This window comes from Variovorax paradoxus (assembly GCF_040544635.1).
In the GTDB taxonomy this organism is placed as follows: domain Bacteria; phylum Pseudomonadota; class Gammaproteobacteria; order Burkholderiales; family Burkholderiaceae_C; genus Variovorax; species Variovorax paradoxus_R.
In genome coordinates this window covers 29457-50846 of record NZ_JBEPKJ010000003.1, presented here as the reverse complement: position 1 = coordinate 50846, position 21390 = coordinate 29457, and the positions used below count along the sequence as shown (strand labels likewise).

The following is a 21390-nucleotide window of genomic DNA, read 5'->3' as shown; positions in this document are numbered from 1 at the left end:
TGCGGTATGTGGGCACCGGCGCAAGCGGCTAACGTCCAGGCTTGGCTCGGGAAACCGAGCCGCCCACGAGGCCAAAGAGCATGAGCACAGAGCGCAGCAGCAGCAACAACACGCAACCCATCCGCTTCTTTCACCGCGGCAGGATCGTCGACGTCAGCGGCGTCCACCCGACCCGGTCGGTGCTCGACTGGCTGCGCGAAGATGCGCACTGCACCGGCACCAAGGAAGGCTGCAACGAGGGTGACTGCGGCGCCTGCACCGTGGTGATCGGCGAACTGGCCGCCGACGCCGACGCGCCGGGCACGGTCGGCGGGTTGCAGTTGCAGACCGTCAACGCCTGCATCCAGTTTCTGCCCACGCTGCACGGCAAGGCGCTGTTCACGGTCGAAGACCTGAAGGCGCAGTGCGCCGCAGCCCAGCCGCAGGACAACAACAAGAAGCACGCCGTTCACACGCTGCATCCCGTGCAGCAGGCCATGGTCGACTGCCATGGCTCGCAATGCGGCTTCTGCACCCCCGGCTTCGTGATGTCGCTGTGGTCTGCGTACGAACACCACCAGGCCGAGGGCACGCAGCCCACGCGCCAGCAGCTGGCCGACGAGCTCTCGGGCAACCTGTGCCGCTGCACCGGCTACCGGCCGATCCTCGATGCCGGGCAGCGCATGTTCGACCTGCCGGCCGTGCGGCTCGACACCCAGCCCGTGGTGGCGGCACTTGCTGCCTTGCAGAACGATGGCCTGGACTACGCCGCGCCGCTCGGCGCCCGCATCGACCACTTCCATGCCCCCAGGACGCTGGCGCAGCTCGCGGCATTGCGAGAGCAGAAGCCGCGCGCGCAATTGCTCTCGGGCTCGACCGATGTCGGCCTGTGGGTGAACAAGCAGTTCCGCGACCTGGGCGACATCATCTATGTCGGCGACGTGGCTGAACTGAAGTCCATCGAAACCCGCCAGGGCCAAGAGGGTCAAAAGGGCGGCGAGCTCTACATCGGCGCGGGCGCTTCGCTCGAGGCGGCCTTTGCCGCACTGGTGCAGCGCGTGCCCAGCCTCGAAGACGTGTGGCTGCGCTTCGCTTCGCCGCCGATCCGCCATGCCGGCACCATGGGCGGCAACGTGGCCAACGGTTCGCCCATCGGCGATTCGCCGCCGGTGCTGATGTCGCTCGACGCCGAGATCGAGCTGCGCCGCGGCGACGTGGTGCGCCGCATGCCGCTGCCCGACTTCTACATCGACTACATGAAGAACCAGCTGCAGCCCGGCGAGTTCGTGCAGGGGTTGGCGATTCCGCTCGCGGCCATGCAGCGCCAGGTGCGCGCATACAAGATCAGCAAGCGCTTCGACTGCGACATCTCGGCGCTTTGCGCGGGCTTTGCCATCGAACTGGAAGAGGGCGGCGACACCGTCAAGGCCGTGCGTCTCGCCTTCGGCGGCATGGCCGCCACGGTGAAGCGCGCCGCGAAGGCCGAAGCCGCGCTCGTGGGCAAGCCCTGGACGCAAGCCGGCGTGAACGCCGCCAAGGTGGCGCTTGCGCAGGATTTCAAGCCGCTGTCGGACATGCGCGCATCGGCCGACTACCGGCTGCAGGTGGCGCAGAACCTCGTCCAGCGCCTCTGGCTCGAAACCCGCACCGAAGACGCGCTGTCGCTCGAAGAGACCAGCGTGTGGAGCGTGATGCCTCATGCCGCGGTCAAAGCCGCGGCCGAAGGAGCCTGACCATGAACAAACCCATCGACGCCAGCTTGCTGCAGCCCGCCGAGGCTTTTGCCGATTACCTGAAGAACACTGCCGCGCGCATCGACCCCGTGGCCGAGGCGGTGGCCCACGACCTCGGCGCGCGCGTCGGCATCAGCCGGCCGCACGAATCGGCGCACCTGCACGTGGCAGGCGAAGCGACCTACATCGACGACATTCCCGAGATCACCGGTACGCTGCATTGCGCGCTGGGTCTTTCGCCCGCGGCCAACGGCCGGGTGACGGCGCTGTCGCTCGATGCCATCCGCGCGATGCCGGGTGTGGTGTCGGTGCTCACCGCCGACGATATTCCCGGCACCAACGACTGCGGCTCGATCGTTCATGACGACCCGATATTGCTGCCGATGAAGGAGGGCGGCGAGATCCGCTACCTCGGCCAACCCGTGTTCGCGGTAATCGCCCAGACGCGCGAGGCCGCGCGCCGTGCCGCTTCCAAGGCCAAGGACGCGATGACCATCGAGGCGCAGCCGCCCGTGCTCACGCCGCAGGACGCGCATGCGCGCGGCCAGTACGTGGTGCCGCCGATGCACATCGTGCGCAGCGGCGGCGCGGCCAACGAAGGCGATGAGGCGGCCGTGCGCGCCGCCATCGCCAAGGCGCCGCATCGCCACAGTGCCACGCTCGACGTGGGCGGGCAGGAACAGTTCTACCTCGAAGGCCAGATCAGCTACGCCATTCCGAAAGAGGGCGGGGCGCTGCACATCCATTGCTCCACGCAGCACCCGAGCGAGATGCAGCACCTGGTGGCGCATGCGCTGCACCTGCAGTCGAACGAGGTGCATGTGGAATGCCGTCGCATGGGCGGCGGCTTCGGCGGCAAGGAGTCGCAATCGGCGCTTTTTGCCTGCGTGGCAGCCATCGCGGCGCGGCAGCTGCAGCGCCCGGTCAAGCTCAGGCTCGACCGCGACGACGACTTCATGATCACTGGCCGCCGCCACTGCTTCTGGTATGAATACGACGTGGGCTACGACGACGAGGGCCGCATCCTCGGCGCGGAAATCACCATGGTCTCGCGCGCCGGCCACTCGGCCGACCTCTCCGGCCCGGTGATGACCCGCGCGCTCTGCCACTTCGACAACGCCTACTGGCTGCCCAACGTGGCGATGCACGGCTTTTCGGGCAAGACCAACACGCAGAGCAACACGGCGTTCCGGGGCTTTGGCGGGCCCCAGGGCGCCATTGCCATCGAGAACATCATGGACTCGGTCGCGCGCTTACTGGGCCGCGATCCACTCGATGTGCGGCGCATCAACTTCTACGGCACGACGCAGAACAACGTCACGCCCTACCGTCAGGCCGTGACCGACAACATCGTTCACGAACTGGTGGCCGACCTCGAAACCAGCAGCGACTACCGCGCGCGGCGCGAAGAGATCGCGGCCTTCAACCAGAAGAGCGTGGTGCTCAAGCGCGGCCTTGCGCTGGCACCGCTCAAGTTCGGCATCTCGTTCAACGTCAAGCACTTCAACCAGGCCGGCGCGCTGGTGCATGTGTACACCGACGGCTCCATTCTCGTGAACCATGGCGGTACCGAGATGGGGCAGGGCCTCAACACCAAGGTGGCGCAGGTGGTGGCGCATGAACTGGGCGTGAGCTTCGAGCGCGTGCGCGTTACCGCGACCGACACCACCAAGGTGGCGAACACCTCGGCCACCGCCGCATCGACGGGCGCCGACCTGAACGGCAAGGCCGCGCAGGATGCGGCGCGGCAGATCCGCGAGCGCCTCGCCGAGAGCGCCGCCGAGCGCCATGGCGGCAAGGCGAACGAAGTGCGCTTTGCCAACGACAAGGTCGAGGTCAACGGCCGCACGCTGGCTTTCAGCACCGTGGTGGGCGAGGCGTACCTCGACCGCAAGCAGCTCTGGTCCGATGGCTTCTACGCCACGCCCGGCCTCAGCTGGGACAAGGACAAGATGCAGGGCCGTCCGTTCTACTACTACGCCTATGGCGCAGCGGTGAGCGAGGTGATCGTCGACACGCTCACCGGCGAATGGAAGTTGCTGCGCGCCGACATCCTGCACGATGCGGGCAAGTCGCTGAACCCCGCCGTGGACATCGGCCAGGTCGAAGGCGCCTTCATCCAGGGCATGGGCTGGCTCACGACCGAAGAGCTGGTGTGGCACCCTGCCGACGGCTCCAGGAATGCGGGCAAGCTCACCACGCACGCCCCCAGCACCTACAAGATTCCGACGGCCAACGACTGCCCGCCCGTCTTCAACGTGCGCCTGTTCGAAGGGCAGAACTTCGAGGACTCCATCCACCGCAGCAAGGCCGTGGGGGAGCCGCCGCTGTTGCTGCCGTTCTCGGTGTTCTTCGCCATCCGCGACGCGGTGTCGGCGGCGGGCGGCCACAAGGTCGATCCGCCGCTGAAGGCGCCGGCCACGAGCGAATCGATTCTTCGCGCCATCACGGCCGTCCAGTCCGCATAGCCACCCGTAGACTTTGGCGCATGTCCAAAGTCCTCCCAATGCACCACGTCCTCATCCTTTTCGCGAAACGCCGCGGAACCGGCTTTGCCGGGGCGCCGGAGTGCGCGCAACCCGGGAGGACGTGCCATGCGTGACCAGGCGCTGTTCGACAAGATCGACTTGCACCTCATCCGGGTGCTGCACACCGTGCTGACCGACCGCAGCGTTTCGCGCGCCGCCATTCGCCTGGGCATGTACCAGCCGGCCGTGTCGGCCGCGCTGAAGCGCCTGCGCGAACTCTCGGGCGATCCGCTCCTGGTGCGCTCGGGTTCGGGCATGGTGCCGACCGATGCGGGGCTGCGCATGATCGAGCCCGCGGCGAGCATCCTGCGCGCGGCCGAAATGCTGTTCTCCGATGCGCGCGGCTTCGAGCCGCAATCGGCGGCCACCACCTTTCGCATCGCGGCGAGCGACTACATGGACCCGCTTTTCCTGCCGATGCTGGTGGCGCACGTGAAGCGCGAGGCGCCGCTGTGCCAGATCGAGATCCACGCGCTCACGCCCGATTCCGACTACCACGGCCATCTCGCGCTGGGGCAGGTCGACCTGGTCATCGGCAACTGGCTCAAGCCGCCGGAAGACCTGCACATGGCGCGGCTCTTCGGCGACGAGGTGGTGTCGCTGGTCAACCAGGACCATCCGGCGGTGCGCCGCGGCTGGGACCTGGAAACCTGGCTCGCGGCCGAACACATCGCGCCCACGCCCATGCACCCGGGCGGGCGCGGCATCATCGACCAGATGCTCGACGAGCTCGGGCGCCAGCGCAACATCACCGCGCGCTGCGCGCACTTCAGCCTCATTCCGGACATGGTGGCTTCGAGCCTGCTGGTGCTCACCACCGGCCGCCAGTACTGCGAGCGCTTCGCGGCGCGGCTACCGGTGAAGATTCTCGATTGCCCGGTGGCGCTGCCGCGCCTCATGTACTACCAGCTCTGGCACGAGCGCACCCATTCGTCGAGCTCCGCGCGCTGGCTGCGCGAATGCATCAAGGACGTGGCCGCATCGCTGCGGCCCGCCTTCACCACACCGGCCTCGCGGGCCCTCGCGGCCGAGGCGCCCGATCCGCCCTGACGAATCCTTCGGCCGCGCCGGCGACGCGGCCGAGGCAACGATGAACGAATCGCCCAATACAACAGCTGGAGACAAGCGACATGAACAGGTTTGAAGAGGTGCCCAAGGTCACCGATCCCCACGCCTCGGGGACCGCCGTGCGCAGCGCGCCGCAGAACGCGAACTGGCTTGAACGCATGTTCAAGCTCGCCGAGCACAACACCACGGTGCGCACCGAAGTCATCGCAGGGCTCACCACCTTCCTGACGATGGCCTACATCATCTTCGTGAACCCGTCGATCCTCGGCGACGCGGGCATGCCGAAGGGCGCGGTGTTCGTGGCCACCTGCCTGATTGCGGCGCTGGGCACGCTGATCATGGGCCTGTACGCCAACTACCCGATCGCCATGGCGCCGGGCATGGGCCTGAACGCCTACTTCGCCTACGTGGTGGTACTGGGCATGGGCTACACATGGCAGGTGGCGCTGGGCGCGGTGTTCATTTCGGGCTGCCTTTTCCTGGTTGTCACGGTCACGGGGTTGCGGGAGTTGTTCATACGGGGCATACCGCAGTCGCTGCGAACGGCGATCACCGTGGGCATCGGCATGTTCCTGGCGCTCATCGCGCTCAAGAGCGCGGGTGTGGTGGCGGCCTCGCCAGCCACCTTCGTCACGCTGGGCGACCTGCACTCGGCGCCGGTGGTGTTGGCGACATTGGGCTTCCTGGTCATCGTGGCGCTCGACCGGCTGAAGGTGCGCGGCGCCATATTGATCGGCATCCTGCTGGTCACGGTGCTGTCGTTCTTCTTCGGCGGCAACAAGTTCCACGGCGTGTTCGACGCGCCGCCGTCGATCGCGCCCACCTTCATGCAGCTCGACATCATGGGCGCGCTGAAGGGCGGCATCCTGAATGTGGTGCTGGTGTTCTTCCTGGTCGAGATGTTCGACGCCACCGGCACGCTGATGGGCGTGGCCAAGCGTGCCGGCCTCTTGGTGCCCGGCAAGATGGAGCGCATGAACAAGGCACTGCTGGCCGACAGCGGCGCCATCTTCGCGGGCTCGCTGCTCGGCACCTCGAGCACCACGGCGTACGTGGAAAGCGCGGCGGGCGTGCAGGCGGGCGGGCGCACCGGCCTCACGGCCGTGGTGGTGGCGGCGCTGTTCCTTGCGTGCCTGATGATTTCGCCGCTCGCGGGCTCGGTGCCGGCCTATGCCACCGCACCGGCGCTGCTGTTCGTGGGCTGCTTGATGCTGCGCGACCTGGTCGAACTCGACTGGGAAGACACCACCGAGGTGATTCCCGCGGCCGTGACCGCGCTGGCCATGCCGTTCACCTATTCGATTGCCAATGGCCTGGCCTTTGGCTTCATCACGTATGCCGTGCTCAAGCTGTTCACCGGCCGGGCACGGGAAGTGCATGCGATGGTCTGGGTGATCGCGGCGATTTTCCTGTTCAAGTTCGCCTATATCGGCGGACACTGAGCAGAGCGCCGTCGGGCGCCGATGGATGCGGGGACGCTATTAAACTTATAGCTACTTTCCGCTTGTTGCTGTTGAACGAGACAAACCCACGAAACCCGGCATGACAACCCCCAGACTCCAGCTCGCGAACATCACCAAGCGCTACCCCGCGGTGGTGGCGAACAGCGACATCTCGCTGGCCGTGGCGCCCGGCGAGATCCATGCCGTGCTCGGCGAGAACGGCGCCGGCAAATCGACGTTGATGAAGATCATCTACGGCTCGGTCAAGCCCGACGAAGGCACCGTTATCTTTGATGGCCAGGCCGTCAACCTGCGCAACCCGCAGCAAGCCAGGGCGCTCGGCATCAGCATGGTGTTCCAGCACTTCAGCCTGTTCGACACGCTCACCGTGGCCGAAAACGTGTGGCTGGGCCTCGACAAGTCGCTGCAGCTGGCCGAAGTGGCGCGCAGCATCACGGCCAAGGCGAGCGAATACGGGCTCGACATCGATCCCTCGCGACCGGTGCACACGCTGTCGGTGGGGGAGATGCAGCGGGTGGAGATCATCCGCGCGCTGCTCACCAACCCCAAGCTGCTGATCCTCGACGAGCCGACCTCGGTGCTCACGCCACAGGCGGTGGTCAAGCTGTTCGGCGTGCTGAACAAGCTGGCGTCGGAAGGCTGCAGCATTCTCTACATCAGCCACAAGCTGCACGAAATTCGCGAGCTGTGCACGGCGTGCACGGTGCTGCGCGGCGGCAAGGTCACGGGCGTGTGCAATCCGCAGAACGAAAGCAACGAGTCGCTCTCGCGGCTGATGATCGGTGGCGAGCCGCCGCCGCTCAAGCACCGGCCTGTGCATGCGGGCGCGGTGGCGCTGCGTGTCCACGGGCTGTCTCTGGCGCGCGAAGACCAGTTCGGTGTCGACCTCGACGGTATTTCGTTCGAAGTCCGGGCCGGCGAAGTGGTCGGCATTGCCGGTGTGTCCGGCAACGGCCAGAAGGAGCTGCTCTACACGCTGTCGGGCGAGGACGTGCGCGCCGAGCCTGCGATGGTCCAGGTGTTCGACAAGGCCGCGGGGCGGCTGCGGCCGCGCGCACGGCGCGCGCTAGGCCTGCACTTCGTGCCGGAAGAACGGCTGGGCCGTGGCGCGGTGCCCACGCTGGGGCTCGCGCACAACCTGCTGCTCACGCGCAGCAACGCAGTGGGCAAGGGTGGCTGGATCCGCACCTCGGCGCTCGAAAAGCACGCCGGGGCGATCATCGCGCGCTTCAACGTCAAGGCCGGCGGACCGAACGCCGCGGCGCGTTCGCTTTCGGGCGGCAACCTGCAGAAGTTCATCGTCGGCCGCGAGATCGACGCCAACCCCAAGCTTTTTATCGTCTCGCAGCCCACCTGGGGCGTGGACGTGGGCGCTGCCGCGCTGATTCGCGGCGAAATTCTTGCGCTGCGAGACGCCGGCTGCGCCGTGCTGGTGGTGAGCGAAGAGCTCGACGAGCTGTTCGACATCAGCGACCGGCTTCACGTGATCGCGAAGGGCAAGCTCTCGCCTTCGATCGACCGCGCCGCCGCCACCTTGCCGCAAATCGGCGAATGGATGAGCGGGCTGTGGCCGCAGCAAGGCAACGCCGCTTCTTCGGCAGTGAAGGAGGCGGCCCATGCTTAAGCTCGAACCCCGTCCGGAGCTTTCGCGCTTCTGGACCTTTGCCTCACCGATTCTCGCGCTGCTGATCACCGTGCTGATCGGCGTCGCGCTGTTCGCCGCACTGGGCAAAGACCCGGTCAAGGGCCTGCTGGTGTTCTTCTACGAACCCATCAAGAGCGGCTACGCGATCGGCGAGCTGACGATCAAGGCGACGCCGCTGCTCATCATTGCGCTTGGGCTGGCGGTGTGCTTTCGCTCCAACGTCTGGAACATCGGTGCCGAGGGGCAGTTCGTGTTCGGCGCCATTGCCGCGGGCGGCGTCGCGCTCATGGCCGACAAGACCACGGGCTCGTGGATCGTCGTAGCCATTCTCGTTGCGGGCACCGTCGGCGGCATGGTGTGGGCCGGCATCGTGGCGTTCCTGCGCGACCGGTTCAACGCCAACGAAATCCTCGTGAGCCTGATGCTGGTGTACGTGGCCACGCTGCTGCTCGGCTACATGGTGTTCGGCCCCTGGAAGGATCCACAGGGCTACAACTTTCCGCAGTCGAAAACTTTCGAGGCCGTGACCCAGATTCCGCGGCTCTTCAAGGGTTCGCGCGTGAGCATCGGGTTGATCATCGCGCTGCTGGGCGTCGGCGCGCTCTGGGTATTCCTGTTCCGCACGCGGGCGGGTTTCGCGCAGCAGGTCGGCGGGCTTGCACCCGCGGCCGCGCGCTATGCGGGCTTCTCGGCGCGCCGCGCAATCTGGATCGCGCTGCTCACTTCGGGCGGCGCGGCGGGCCTGGCCGGCGCGCTCGAAGTGGCGGGCCCTCTCGGCCAGCTCACGCCGTACGTGCCAGCGGGCTACGGTTTCGCGGCCATCATCGTGGCCTTCGTCGGGCGGCTGCATCCGGTCGGCATGGTGTTCTCGGCCATCCTGATGAGCATGTTCTATATCGGCGGCGAGTTGGCGCAATCGCGTCTCGGCCTGCCCAAGTCGCTCACCGGCGTGTTCCAGGGCCTGCTGCTCTTCACGCTGCTGGCCTGCGACACGCTCATTGCCTACCGCATTCGCCGCAAGGCCACCGCAAAAGCCGTCCTGGCGACAAGCTCGCTGCAAGCCAGCACGCCATTGACCGCCCCGGCCGCGCGGCCGACCGAAGGAGCCCTCTGACATGGACAGCTACGCACTCCTTCTAGGCTCGACGTTGAGCGCCGGCACCGTGCTCGCCATCGCGGCACTGGGCCTCCTGATCAACGAGAAGGCCGGCATCGTCAACCTCGGCGCCGAAGGCCTGATGCTGTGCGCGGCCATCGCGGGCTTTGCGACTGTGGTCGTCACGCACAACCCCTGGCTCGGCTTCCTGGCCGGCATGGCGGCTGGCGCATTGCTCGCGGCCTTCTTCGGCGTGCTGGTGATCTGGCTCAACACCAACCAGTACGCTACCGGGCTTGCGCTCAGCCTGTTCGGCGTCGGCTTCTCCGCGTTCGCGGGCATCAACTTCGTGCAGGCCAAATTACCCGAAAGCGTGTCGTACGCCGTGCCTGTGCTCAGCGACATTCCGCTCATCGGCCCCGCGCTGTTCCGCCATCACCCGATGGTGTACTTCGCGGTGGTGCTGACCTTCGGGCTCATCTGGTTTTTGTACCGCACCCGCGCCGGACTCGTGCTGCGCTCGGTCGGTGAATCGCCCGAGTCGGCCCATGCGCTCGGCTACCCCGTGCGGCGCATCCGCTTCATGGCGGTGATTGCGGGCGGCGCGCTGTGCGGGCTGGCAGGGGCTTACCTTTCCACGGTCTATACGCCGCTCTGGGTCGAGGGCATGGTCGCGGGCCGCGGCTGGATCGCGCTGGCGCTCACCACCTTTGCCACCTGGCGGCCGATTCGCGTGCTTTTGGGCGCCTACCTGTTCGGCGGCGTCTCGATGCTGGGCTTTCATCTGCAGAGCAGCGGCGTCGACGTGCCGCCGCAGTTCCTCAGCATGCTCCAGTACATCGCGCCCATCGTCGTGCTGGCCCTGATTTCGCGCAACCCGGCGTTCATTCGCATCAACATGCCGGCATCCATCGGAAAGCCGTTCTACCCCGGCTCATAATCTCGTTTTTCGTTTCCCGCCAACCTGTCCTTTTTTGAGGATTTCCGACAATGAATGATCTGAACAAGCGCTCTTCCCTGCTCAAGCTCGCCGCCCTGACCGCGGTGGCTTCGGCAGCCCTGATCGGCTGCGGCAAGAAAGAAGAGGCAGCGCCACCGGCTGCAGCCCCCGCGCCAGCCCCGGCGCCTGCTGCCGCCGCACCGGCACCGGCTGCGCCGCTCAACATCGCATTCGCATACATCGGCCCGGTGGGTGACGGCGGCTGGACCTTCGCGCACGACAACGGCCGCAAGGCGCTCGAAAAGGAATTCGGTGACAAGATCAAGACCACCTTCGTCGAAAGCGTGCCCGAAGGCGCCGACGCCGAACGCGTGTTCCGCGACATGGTCGGGCAAGGCAACAAGCTGATCTTCGGCACCACCTTCGGCTACATGGAACCGATGCTCAAGGTGGCCACCGACAGCAAGGACGTGAAGTTCGAGCATGCCACCGGCTACAAGACCGCCGAGAACATGCGCACCTACGACAGCCGCACCTATGAAGGCGCCTACATGGCCGGCGTGATTGCCGGTGCCATGACCAAGACCAACACGCTCGGCGTGGTCGGCTCGGTGCCGATTCCCGAGGTGCTGCGCAACATCAACAGCTTTACGCTGGGCGCGCAGTCGGTCAACCCGAAGATCACCACCAAGGTGGTGTGGGTGAACGAATGGTTCAGCCCGCCCAAGGAAACCGAAGCCGCCACGGCACTCATCAACGGCGGTGCCGACGTGCTGTTCCAGAACACCGATTCGCCGGCCGTGCTCAAGACCGCACAGGAAAAAGGCAAGCGCGCCTTCGGCTGGGATTCGGACATGACCGCCTACGGCCCCAAGGCCCACCTGGCCTCGGCCACCATCAACTGGGCCCCGTACTACATCAAGGCCACGCAAGACGCGCTCGACGGCAAGTGGGCCACCGGCCAGAGCTGGTGGGGCGTGAAGGAAGGCGCCATCGACATCGTCTCCATCGCCGAAGACGTGCCGGCCGAGATCAAGACCAAGGTCGAGGAAGTGAAGAAGGGCCTGAAGGACGGCAGCTTCGCGATCTGGAAGGGCCCGATCCTGGGCCAGGACGGCAAGGAAGTGGTCGCCAAGGATGCCGTGGCCGACGACAAGTTTCTCTCGGGCGTGAACTTCTACGTCAAGGGCGTCGAGGGCAAGGTGCCGGGCGGCGACAAGAAGTAATCGCTTCGAGCGTTGTATCCAGAAAAGGGTCGCCTCCGAGCGACCCTTTTTTTGTTTTTGTGCGGCTGTAGATCAGCTCGGACAGCCGCTCAACGGCCCAGAGTATTCCATCTCGAGCATGACCCAGCTGCGCCGCGCTGCGCCGTGGCGCTCGCCGATCTCGCACAGGGTTCGGTCCAGTTGCTGCACGGGTTTGAGCATTGCCGAGAGCGGCAAGGGCGGCGCTTTCCCGTTGCTGGAGGCCTGCGCCATGAGCACCAGTCCGCTGCGCAGCGTCACCGGCCCTGAGGCCGACACCGCCTCGACGCTGGCGCGCCCGCTGCGCGACCAGGCATCGGCCACGAGCGCCAGGGCGATGTCGTTGCTGCCGTTGCGCACCTCGATGCTGCGCCGCTCCTGGCGCCAGAACGCAGCCTTGTTCAGCAGAAAGTCGGCTCTGCGGCCGGCGTCGAGATAGAACGGCGTGCTGTCGTGCTCGGGGCTCCAGGAGGCCACGCCCAGGTCGGTGGCGACTGCCTTTGCCTTCTCGGGCCCGCCGATCGCTTCGACCAGTGCGAGCATGGTGGGCACCGAGGCGGTGATGCCCGTGGTCGTTGCGACACCGCGGTCCATCACGTAGCGCTGGTGCGGCACGTAGGTGGCGCCGGGATGGCGCTTCTGCAGGGTGCCGCGGTCGTACCAGTGGCCCGCAAAGCGACGCCCGTCGAGCAGGCCGGCGCGGCCGACCACCAGCGCGCCGGAACAGACGCCGATCACGCGTGCGCCCCGCGCCGCCTGCCGTTTCAGCCAGGCGGAGACGGCAGGATCGTCCTCGGTGATCATCGCGGGCACGATCACGTAGTCGGCGCCCGAAGGATGAAGGCGGTCGAAGCTGGCGAAGTCCTGCGCGCCATCGACTTCCAGGGCGGGATACAGGCTCACCCGCCCACTGCGCGGCGCCACAATTCGTATGTCGGCCACATCGGCGCGCTGGAGCACTGCGTGCGGGAGCAGCAGGTCGGTCATTTCGGTGCCTTCGTTCAGGGCGAGCACGGCGATCACGGGCCTGCCTTCGCGGCGCGGCTTCAGCGTCTCGACGAAGGCCTGCTTTTCGCGCTCGCTGCGGGCCGCATCGGCCTGCACGGGCGGAAGCGGTGTCGCGCCCCCGCTGCAGCCTGCCAGCACAAAGGCTGCAATACTTGCTCCGATCAGCGCCCCTACCCATTTCCGCATGGCCGTTCCTTGTCGACGTGACGATGCCCTGAGACTACGAATGCAGACCCTGATCCGCAAGGACGAAGAAACCGCGGTTCCTGCCAGCGATGTGGTGCTTGTCGCGTTCGACGGCGTGGAGGCGATCGACATCGCCGGCCCGGCGAGCGTTTTCAGCAAGGCCGAGCTGCTGCGCCCCGGCACTTACCGCCTGCACATCGCATCGCCCAGCGGCGGCAACGTGCTGACGAACGGCGGCCTGAGCTTTGCCGGAACGTGCAATCTGCGGCAACTGCCCGCGGTGATCGACACGCTGATCGTCGCCGGCGGCGACGAGCCGGGCGTGCGCGCGGCCATCGTCGAGCAGCGCATCGGCGCCTGGCTCGCCGAGATTGCGCCGGGCATACGCCGCGTTGCCAGCGTATGCAGCGGCGCATTCGCACTCGCCGTGGCCGGCCTTCTGGACGGCCGCGAGGCCACCACGCACTGGCGCGCCTGCGATCAGCTGCAGGCGCTGCGGCCGCAGGTGCGCGTGCGGCGCGAGCGTATCTACGTGCACGACGGCCCGGTGTGGACGTCGGCCGGCGTGACCACCGGCATCGAGCTTGCGCTCGCGCTGGTCGGAGACGACCTCGGACATGCGGTGTCTATGGAAATCGCCCGCACGCTGGCGTTGCCCATGCTGCGCGGCGGAGAGCAGCCGCAGTTGAGCCAGGCGCTCCAGGCGCAGTCCGCGGCCAGCCACCGCTTGCGCGAACTGGTGGCGTGGATCGGCACGCATCCGCAGGACGACCTGTCGGTGGAGGTGCTGGCCGCGCGCGTGCAGATGAGCCCGCGGAACTTCGCGCGCGCCTTCGCGGCCGAGACCGGCCGTACGCCGGCGCGCTTTGTTGAACAGATTCGCGTGGCAGCCGCCGCGCAACTGCTGCGGCAGACGCAGTGGCCGCAAGACCGGATCGCAAGCCGCAGCGGTTTTCGCTCGGTGGATGCGCTGCAGCGCGCATTCGCACGGCAGCACGGCCAGACGCCGCAAGCCTATCGAACCCATGACCAAACTTGACGCTTCCACCCACACGCTGATCGACAACTGTGCCCGAGCTTCCATCCAGCTTCTGGAACGCAACCTCACGCCGCACGGCATCCTGGCCGCCAGCCCCACCGAGGCGGCCGTGGCGCGGCGCTACACGCGCATCTTCGGACGCGACGCCGCCATCTGCGTGATGGCGATGTGCGGCAGCGGCGTGCCCGCGCTGGAGGAGGGCGCGGTGGCCAGCCTCGATGCGCTGGCCGCGCAGCAGGCGGCCAACGGGCAGATTCCCAAATACGTGGACCCCGAAGGCCGCGACGCCGACTTCTGGTACCTGGGCTGCATCGACGCCACCCTGTGGTGGCTGATTGCGGTGGACCATGTGCGCCGCCATGGCCGCGTCGGCCCCTTGCACTGGCGCGGCGAGGTGGAACGCGCGATCGGCTGGCTGCTGGCGCAGGAGCACCAGCACTTCCGGCTGCTGCAGCAGAACGAGGCCAGCGACTGGGCCGACATCATGCCCCGCTCGGGCTACGTGCTGTACACCAACGCGCTCTGGTACGACGTGAAACGCCGCTTCGCGCTGGACCACGCCGAAGCCACCGAGCATCACTTCAACCACCTGTTCAATCCGTTTCAGCAGGACCTTCCCGAGTACCACCGCGCCCGGCTGCTGCGGCACTATGCGCGCCGCGGCCGGGATGACCCCGGGCTGTATCTCAGCTTCGTCAATCTTTCGTTCGTCGGCAATGAAGGAGACGTGTTCGGCAATGTGCTGGCCATACAGAGCGGGTTGGCCGATCCCGCGATGGCGAACCGCATCGTCAAGACCATCGTGGCGGCGCGTGCCTGCGAGCCCTACCCGGTGCGCGTGGTGCTGCATCCGCTGACGCGCGAGCATGCGCTGTGGCGGCCGTACATGGCGCGCCATCAGCAGAACGTCGTGCACCAGTATCACAACGGCGGCATCTGGCCCTTCGTCGGTGGCTTCTGGGTGATGGCGCTCGCGCGCATGGGCCTGCACGATCTCGCCTGGCCCGAGCTTGCGCGCCTGGCGCATGTGAACGAGCTCGGCGACTGGCGCTTTACCGAGTGGTTCCATGGCCGCACGCTGGTGCCGATGGGAATGGCGGGCCAGAGCTGGAACGCCGCCACCTTCTTGCTCGCGCAGCGTGCCCTGCAAGGTGGCGAAGCGGCCTGGTAGCTCAGACCGTGAGAACGACCTTGCCGATGTGGCCGGCGCGTTCGAGGTACTGGTGGGCTTGCACCACATCGTCGAGCGCAAAGCGGCGGTCGATGCGCATTTGCAAGGCGCCGCCGGCCAGGCCTTCGTTGACGAAGCGCAGCGCGCGGCCGAATGCGAGCTCGTCGCGCGGCAGGCCCATCGTGGGCGAGCCGATGAACTCGAGAACCGTGTAGACATGAAAGCGCCAGCTCTTGCGAAACTGCGCAAGAGCCGGGTACCTGAGCTCCGCGCCGCCCGAGAGCCCGTACAGCACGTACCAGCCACGCTGTGCGACAACGTCGCCGAGCCGTTCCATCTGCGGGCCCCCCACGCCGTCGTACACCAGATCGACGCCGCGGCCGTCGGTGAGTGCCAGCACGCGTTCAACCACGTTTTCGTCTTGCGTGACCACCACATGCGCTGCGCCCGCCTCGAGCAGCGCCTGGCGCTTGGCCGTCGTGCGGGTGGTGGCAATGGCGACGATGCCGGCGGCCTGTGCCATCTGCAGCGCCGCGATGCCCGTGCCCGACGACGCCCCCGTCACGAGCAGCGCCTGTCCGCGTTGCAGGCTTGCCATCTCGAACATGGGGAAGTAACCGGTCAGGTAGGCCATGTAGGCGCCCGCGGCTTGCTCGGGCAAGAGCTCATCGGGATAGCGCACCACGTGCGTCGCCGGGAACAGGATGCTCTCGCCGTAGGTAGGGTAGCGGCCTTGATTGGCACCGGGTAGAACCGCAACGCGGTCTCCCACCGAGAAGCCGCTGACACCTGCGCCCACCGCGTCGATGACGCCGGCCGCCTCGTTGCCCAGGCCGGCAGGCAGGGTTGCATCTTCGATGTAAGAGTTCTGCCGCCACAGCGCATCGGCCCAGTTCAGACCGATTGCCTGCACCGCAATGCGAACCTCGCCGACACCGGGCTCGGGCGTTGCCACCTGCTCGAGCTTCAGCACCTCGGCACCGCCGAACTCGTGAAAGCGAACCATCTTCCTCATACAAAAACACTCCTTGAAAGAACGAGGGTTGCAGCACTGGAGCAACCGACCAGGCCAATCTAGTGGCCCCAACACAATCAAGGAAATCGATTCATACGATATTCGGCATGCACGCAATCGATAGCTCCAAAGCGCCTGGATGAAACCCATCGAACTCAGCCGAATCGACTTGAACCTGCTCACCGTATTGGCGGCGCTCATGCGCGAGCGACACGTGAGCCGCGCCGCCGAGCGCCTGAACCTCGGGCAGCCCGCAGTGAGCCACGCACTTGCAAGGCTGCGCGAGCTCACGGGCGATCCGCTGCTGGTGCGCCAGGGGCGGACGATGGAGCCGACCGAGCGCGCGCTGGCGCTGATGCAAGGACTCGGGCCGGCGCTCGAGCAGATCGAGGCGACATTCCGGGCACAGGCGGAGTTCGAGCCTGAACGCGCCGCGCCGGTGTTTCGCATCGGCCTCACCGACGATCTGCAGATTGCCATGCTGCCGCGGCTGCTTCGCGCGCTCAGTGCCGAAGCGCCGCGCGCCAGGCTGGTGACGCTCACGGTCTGCTACCGCAATGCTGCGCAGCATCTGGACGACGGGCAGGTCAGCGCGGTGATGAGCTTTCTGAAAGACCTGCCCGCGGGTGCGAAGGTTCGCAAGGTTCGCACGGCGCGTTTCGCACTGCTGCGCGCCGACTCGGCCGCCGGAAAAATCACGCTGGACGACTACTGCCGCCGACGGCATGTGCTCGTCACCTACGCGGGTGACCTCTGCGGCACTGTCGACGAAACACTGGACGAGCTCGGCAGGCAGCGCGACGTGGCCTTCTCGGTACCGCAGTTCGGCAGCCTGCCTGCCGTGCTGGCCGGCACCGAGCTGCTGGCCACGGTGCCCGAGCACGTGGCGCAGGCGCTGTCCGCGCAGGGCGGGCTTCGCTACGAGGCCTTGCCGTTCGAAAGCCCGAGCTACCAGATCAAGCTCGCGTGGCGCGCCGTGACCGACAAGGACTCGGCGGAGTCCTGGTTGCGCAAGGCGATGCTGCGGGCCTTCGGCGATTGAAGCAACGCCGATATGATCTGCGCCAAACTCACTGGGAGAGCGGTATGCGTGCGCACGGCAACACAAACCTCCTGGCCAGCATGGCCGTCGCGCTGCTCTTTGCAGCCCTGCCTCTCAGGGCCGCGCCGGCCGACGAACCGGCTGTCTGGCCAACCGCCGGATGGTCGGCAAGCACACCCGAGGCGCAAGGCATGGATTCAGCCGCGGTCGCCAGGCTGGTCGACTTTGGCGCCGCAAACGCAATGGACAGCCTGCTCGTCACGCGCCACGGAAGGCTGGTTGCCGAGGCCTACTACGCACCCTACCGCGCGAGTCTCAAGCATGCGGTGAACTCCACCACCAAGGCCGTCGTCGGAACGCTCACCGGCATGGCAATCCAGGACGGGCTGCTCGCCTCGCGCGACCAGAGCGTGATCGACTTCTTTCCCGAGCGCACCATCGCCAATCTCGATGCGTCGAAGAAGGTGATGACCATCGGGCACTTGCTCGACATGACCTCGGGCCTCGACTGGAAGGAAAAGCTCGACAATTCGGTGCCCGAGACGGCACTGCAGTTCGGGCGCAGCCGCGACTGGCAAGGCTTTGTGCTCGACCGCCCGATGGCGCAGCCGCCCGGCAGCGGCTTCAACTACAACAGCGGCAACACGCACCTGCTGTCGGCCCTTCTTGCCAAGCGAACAGGGGGCAGCACATTGGCCTATGCGCAGCGCAGGCTGTTCCAGCCGCTGGGCATTGGCGACCTTCGCTGGCGCAAAGACCCGCAAGGTATCGAAACCGGCGGCTCCGGCCTTTACCTGCATCCGCGGGACATGGCGAAGATCGGCTACCTCTACCTGCGCAAGGGCCAATGGGAAGGGCGCCAGTTGCTGCCGGCCGCGTGGGTCGACCAGGTGTTCAACGCCTCGGTGAACATGGACTTTCGCGATGGGCCCGTGTTCCGATATGCGAATGGCTGGTGGACCATTCCGGAAAAGCGCGCCTACATTGCCGCGGGCATGAACCGGCAGCTGATCATCGTGCTGCCCGAGATCGACGTGGTTGCCGTGGTCACGGGGCGGCGCAACTACCTGCTGCCTCCGTTCATCGACATGATCGTGGCCTCTGCCCGTTCGGCCCGGCCGCTACCAGAAGACGGCGCCGCGCAGGCCCGGTTGGCCGATCGCATTCGCGCAGCGTCCGTAGAAAAGCAAAGTCCGGTGGTACCCGCGCCCGAGCTTGCTTCGACGGTCTCGCGCAAGGTCTGGCAATTCGATCGCAATGTGCTGGGTGTGAGACGGCTGATGCTCGATCTCACGGCGGCCAACCCAAGCTACGAAATACTCTTCGACAATGCACGCGCCGGCGCACCTGCCGAGCCGGTGACCGGGCCGCTGGGGCTCGACGGCTACTACCGCATCAACGAGAAGGTGGCCGATGCACCGGTCGCGGTCAGGGGCGACTGGACCGACCCGCAGAGCTTTCGCATCTTCTCGCGCTCGCTGAGCGACGGCGACGTGTCGATGTACCTCCTGCGCTTCGATGGCTCGACGGTAAACGTGGGCTTCGAAAACAACCGCGGCTTCAAGGCCCAGGTGCAAGGCAGGGCCGCGGACTAGCGGCACCGCCGGGTATAAGACACTTTTTGGGAACTGCATCGCCATGCCAAGCCAAACCGCCTCGGTCGCAAGCGCAATCCTCCCGCAGGACGCGGCACTGATCGTCGAGCAGTTGCCCGTCGGTATTTTTCGCAAGGACGCCGCGGGGCGCTTTGTGTTCGTCAATGCGCGGTTCTGCCAACTCAAGGGCATGCCCGCGGACCGGATCCTGGGCCGCACGGCCGCCGAGATCGCTTCCGAAGCCGCGCAAGAGCCGGACTCGATGTGGCGGCCGGAACTCGCCGGGCAGGAAGACCGGCAGCACGCGCAGATCATGCAGAGCGGGGAGCAGCTCGAGCGTGAGGAAGTTTATTCAGGCGCGGGCGGGCAGTCGCAAAGCTGGCAGGTTGTCGAGTCCGCGGTGCGGGGGGCGGGCGGAGCGGTCGTCGGCAGCCAGGGGGTCTTGTTCGACGTGACCCGGCGCCATCGAGAGGACGAAATGCTGGCCAACGAGCGCGGTCTGCTGCGCGCGCTGCTGGACAACTCTCCGGACCATATCTACTTCAAGGACGCGCAGTCCCGCTTCATCAAGACCAGCACGGCCCAGGCCCTCGAGTTCGGCATGGCCACGCCCGAGGGGTTGGTGGGAAAGTCGGATTTCGACGTCTTTTCCGAAGACCACGCCCGCCCGGCGTTCGAGGACGAGCAGGAAATCATCCGCACGGGTTTGCCGATGATCGGCAAGGTGGAAAGGGAAACCTGGATGGACGGGCGGCCCGACACCTGGGCCTTGACCACGAAGATGCCTCTGCGCAACCAGGCGGGCCAGATTGTCGGAACCTTCGGCATCACCAAGAACATCTCCGATCTGAAGGAGGCCGAACGCCAGATTGCCGAGGTGCACAAGCAGTTGATCGAAGCCTCGCATCTGGCCGGCATGGCCAGGATTGCCACCAACGTGCTGCACAACGTCGGCAATGTGCTCAACAGCGTGAACGTCTCCGCCGCGCTGATTCTTTCGCGCGTTCGCGCCTCCAAGGTCCCGGGGCTTGCCCGGGCAGTCCAGCTGATGGAAGACCATGCGGACGACCTGGGCGCGTTCCTGGCTTCGGACCCCAAGGGCAAGGTGCTTCCCGGTTACTTGCGCCAGCTGGCTTCCGCGCTGGTGGCGGAGCAGAACGATGCCGTCAAGGAGCTGACAGCGCTGAGCAAGAACGTGGAGCACATCAAGGAGATCATCGCCGCGCAGCAGGCCCATGCCGGCGCTTCCAGGCTGCTGGAGAAGGTGCAGATCCGCGATCTGGTGGACGATGCATTGCGCATCAATGAAGAGGCACTGAAGCGGCGCCAGATGGTGGTCGAAAAAGAGATTGCCGACGTTCCCGAGTTGATGCTCGATCACGGGCGAATACTTCAGATCCTGGTGAACCTCATCGGCAACGCCGAGCAGGCCATGGACGGCGTGACCGACCGCGAGCCGAGGCTCACGCTGCGCGTGGACCTGACGCTTGCGCAACGGCTTCGCATCTGCGTGGCGGACAACGGGGTGGGTATCGAGACGCAGGCGCTGACCCAGGTGTTCGTGCACGGCTTCACCACCAAGAAAACCGGCCATGGGTTCGGCTTGCACAGCGCGGTGATCGCAGCGCATGAAATGGGCGGCACGCTCACCGCCCACAGCGACGGGCTCGGCACCGGTGCGGCGTTCACGCTCGAGCTGCCGGTCGAGACCAAGGCAGCAGCCCCACTCAGCGCAGGCTGAACAGCGCGGCCGCGTTGCCCCAGGCAATACGCTGCGCCACGTCGGGCGGCAGGTCGCCAAGCCAGGTGCGGTAGCCGCGCATGATGTCGTCGTAGGCGCTCCAGCGCTGGTTGACCCAGGTGTCGGAGCCGACCACGAAACGGTCGGGGTACTTGAGCAGCAGCGTGCGCCATTCGGGGCACAGCTTGCCGCCTTCGCAGGTGAGCCCCGGCCGGTAAGAGAGTTCGCCCATCAGCAGCGGATAGCGCTCGAGCAGCGCCTGCACGCGCTCGATTGGCGCGCCGCCGATGCCGGTGTGGGCCCAGATGAGGCGCAGGTTCTGCCCCTTCGATGGTGCGTTGGCCATCAGCAGGTCGATTGCCACGTCGTCGACGTGCGCAAGCACCGCGAGCTTCTGCCGCTCTGCCAGCGCAATGAGCTTTTTCGCCACTGGGCCGTTGGCATTGGCGCTCTCGTACAGGTGGAATTCGCCGATGCCGCGGTAAGGCCCGCTTGCGGTGCCGCGCGCCAGCTCGGTCTGCACCATCTCGTGGATGGTCTCGTCGCGGAACCAGTTGCTGTAGTCGTCGCGGTTGCGGTACAGGCGCACGAAGGGCACCACGGTAACGCCCGCCTCGCGGGTTTCGCGCGCCGCGGCCAGGGTTTGCGTGCCGGCGTTGGGCCGCGAGTTGGCAATGATCGCCTTCACGTCGTTGCGCTGCATGCGCGCGAGCGCCTCGGCCGGCGGATACGGCCCGGTATTGCCGTCCCAGGCTTCCTGGTTGTAGTGCAGGTGCGTGTCGAACAGCGGGCCGGCGTAGGGTGTCTGCGCAAGGGCGGAAGGCACGGCAACCGCCGAGCAGGCGGCCAGGAGCAGGGCTGCAATAGGCGCAATGGCTCTCATGGAATCCTCATGCG

16 protein-coding genes are annotated in these 21390 nt (G+C 66.6%); 13 read left to right on the top strand and 3 right to left on the bottom strand.

Annotation, left to right across the window (positions count from 1 at the left end; genetic code table 11):
• The first annotated feature begins 80 nt into the window (after positions 1 to 80).
• The 8 genes from xdhA to ABIC94_RS06015 all read left to right on the top strand — a co-directional run bounded on the left by xdhA (position 81) and on the right by ABIC94_RS06015 (position 11678).
• Complete coding sequence (gene xdhA / locus ABIC94_RS06050) at positions 81 to 1712, top strand: xanthine dehydrogenase small subunit (protein ID WP_354372111.1); 1632 nt, start codon at positions 81 to 83, stop codon at positions 1710 to 1712.
• A gap of 2 nt (positions 1713 to 1714) precedes the next feature.
• Entirely contained in the window at positions 1715 to 4180 is a 2466-nt protein-coding gene (gene xdhB / locus ABIC94_RS06045) for a xanthine dehydrogenase molybdopterin binding subunit (protein WP_354372110.1), read from the top strand.
• A gap of 126 nt (positions 4181 to 4306) precedes the next feature.
• Positions 4307 to 5290, top strand: coding sequence for a LysR family transcriptional regulator (locus tag ABIC94_RS06040; protein WP_354372109.1), 984 nt, complete (start codon positions 4307 to 4309; stop codon positions 5288 to 5290).
• A gap of 176 nt (positions 5291 to 5466) precedes the next feature.
• Positions 5467 to 6750 carry an NCS2 family permease gene (locus ABIC94_RS06035; protein WP_436317951.1) on the top strand — a complete coding sequence of 428 codons (1284 nt, stop codon included), beginning with the start codon at positions 5467 to 5469 and terminating at the stop codon, positions 6748 to 6750.
• A gap of 100 nt (positions 6751 to 6850) precedes the next feature.
• Positions 6851 to 8395 carry an ABC transporter ATP-binding protein gene (locus ABIC94_RS06030; protein WP_354372106.1) on the top strand — a complete coding sequence of 515 codons (1545 nt, stop codon included), beginning with the start codon at positions 6851 to 6853 and terminating at the stop codon, positions 8393 to 8395.
• Positions 8388 to 9530, top strand: a complete 1143-nt coding sequence (locus tag ABIC94_RS06025) for an ABC transporter permease (protein ID WP_354372104.1) — start codon at positions 8388 to 8390, stop codon at positions 9528 to 9530. The genes ABIC94_RS06030 and ABIC94_RS06025 overlap by 8 nt, the downstream gene beginning before the upstream one ends.
• A gap of 1 nt (position 9531) precedes the next feature.
• Entirely contained in the window at positions 9532 to 10452 is a 921-nt protein-coding gene (locus ABIC94_RS06020; protein WP_354372103.1) for an ABC transporter permease, read from the top strand.
• A gap of 50 nt (positions 10453 to 10502) precedes the next feature.
• Positions 10503 to 11678 (top strand): BMP family ABC transporter substrate-binding protein, encoded by a 1176-nt coding sequence (locus ABIC94_RS06015; RefSeq protein WP_354372101.1) that lies wholly within the window; start codon positions 10503 to 10505, stop codon positions 11676 to 11678.
• Positions 11679 to 11750: 72 nt separating this feature from the next.
• On the opposite strand, the gene ABIC94_RS06010 is transcribed toward ABIC94_RS06015, so the two are convergent.
• Entirely contained in the window at positions 11751 to 12890 is a 1140-nt protein-coding gene (locus tag ABIC94_RS06010; RefSeq protein WP_354372099.1) for a DJ-1/PfpI family protein, read from the bottom strand.
• A 40-nt stretch (positions 12891 to 12930) separates the two neighbouring features.
• Here ABIC94_RS06010 and ABIC94_RS06005 point away from each other — a divergent pair, with 40 nt between their 5' ends.
• Positions 12931 to 13929, top strand: coding sequence for a GlxA family transcriptional regulator (locus ABIC94_RS06005; RefSeq protein ID WP_354372097.1), 999 nt, complete (start codon positions 12931 to 12933; stop codon positions 13927 to 13929).
• Positions 13916 to 15100, top strand: a complete 1185-nt coding sequence (locus ABIC94_RS06000) for an amylo-alpha-1,6-glucosidase (protein ID WP_354372095.1) — start codon at positions 13916 to 13918, stop codon at positions 15098 to 15100. Before ABIC94_RS06005 ends, ABIC94_RS06000 begins: the two co-directional genes overlap by 14 nt.
• Position 15101: 1 nt before the next feature.
• Here ABIC94_RS06000 and ABIC94_RS05995 read toward each other — a convergent pair whose 3' ends face one another.
• Positions 15102 to 16115 (bottom strand): zinc-dependent alcohol dehydrogenase family protein, encoded by a 1014-nt coding sequence (locus ABIC94_RS05995; RefSeq protein ID WP_354372094.1) that lies wholly within the window; start codon positions 16113 to 16115, stop codon positions 15102 to 15104.
• 139 nt (positions 16116 to 16254) lie between these two features.
• On the opposite strand from ABIC94_RS05995, the gene ABIC94_RS05990 reads away from it, so the two are divergent.
• From ABIC94_RS05990 to ABIC94_RS05980, 3 genes are all read left to right on the top strand, one after another.
• Complete coding sequence (locus ABIC94_RS05990; protein ID WP_354372093.1) at positions 16255 to 17157, top strand: LysR family transcriptional regulator; 903 nt, start codon at positions 16255 to 16257, stop codon at positions 17155 to 17157.
• A gap of 191 nt (positions 17158 to 17348) precedes the next feature.
• Positions 17349 to 18752, top strand: a complete 1404-nt coding sequence (locus tag ABIC94_RS05985; RefSeq protein ID WP_354372091.1) for a serine hydrolase domain-containing protein — start codon at positions 17349 to 17351, stop codon at positions 18750 to 18752.
• Between the two features lie 43 nt (positions 18753 to 18795).
• On the top strand, positions 18796 to 20493 hold the full coding sequence (locus ABIC94_RS05980) for a PAS domain-containing protein (RefSeq protein WP_354372090.1): 1698 nt from the start codon (positions 18796 to 18798) through the stop codon (positions 20491 to 20493).
• On the opposite strand, the gene ABIC94_RS05975 is transcribed toward ABIC94_RS05980, so the two are convergent.
• Positions 20480 to 21376, bottom strand: coding sequence for an amidohydrolase family protein (locus ABIC94_RS05975; RefSeq protein ID WP_354372089.1), 897 nt, complete (start codon positions 21374 to 21376; stop codon positions 20480 to 20482). The two genes, ABIC94_RS05980 and ABIC94_RS05975, sit on opposite strands and share 14 nt — an antisense overlap.
• Positions 21377 to 21390: the final 14 nt, after the last annotated feature.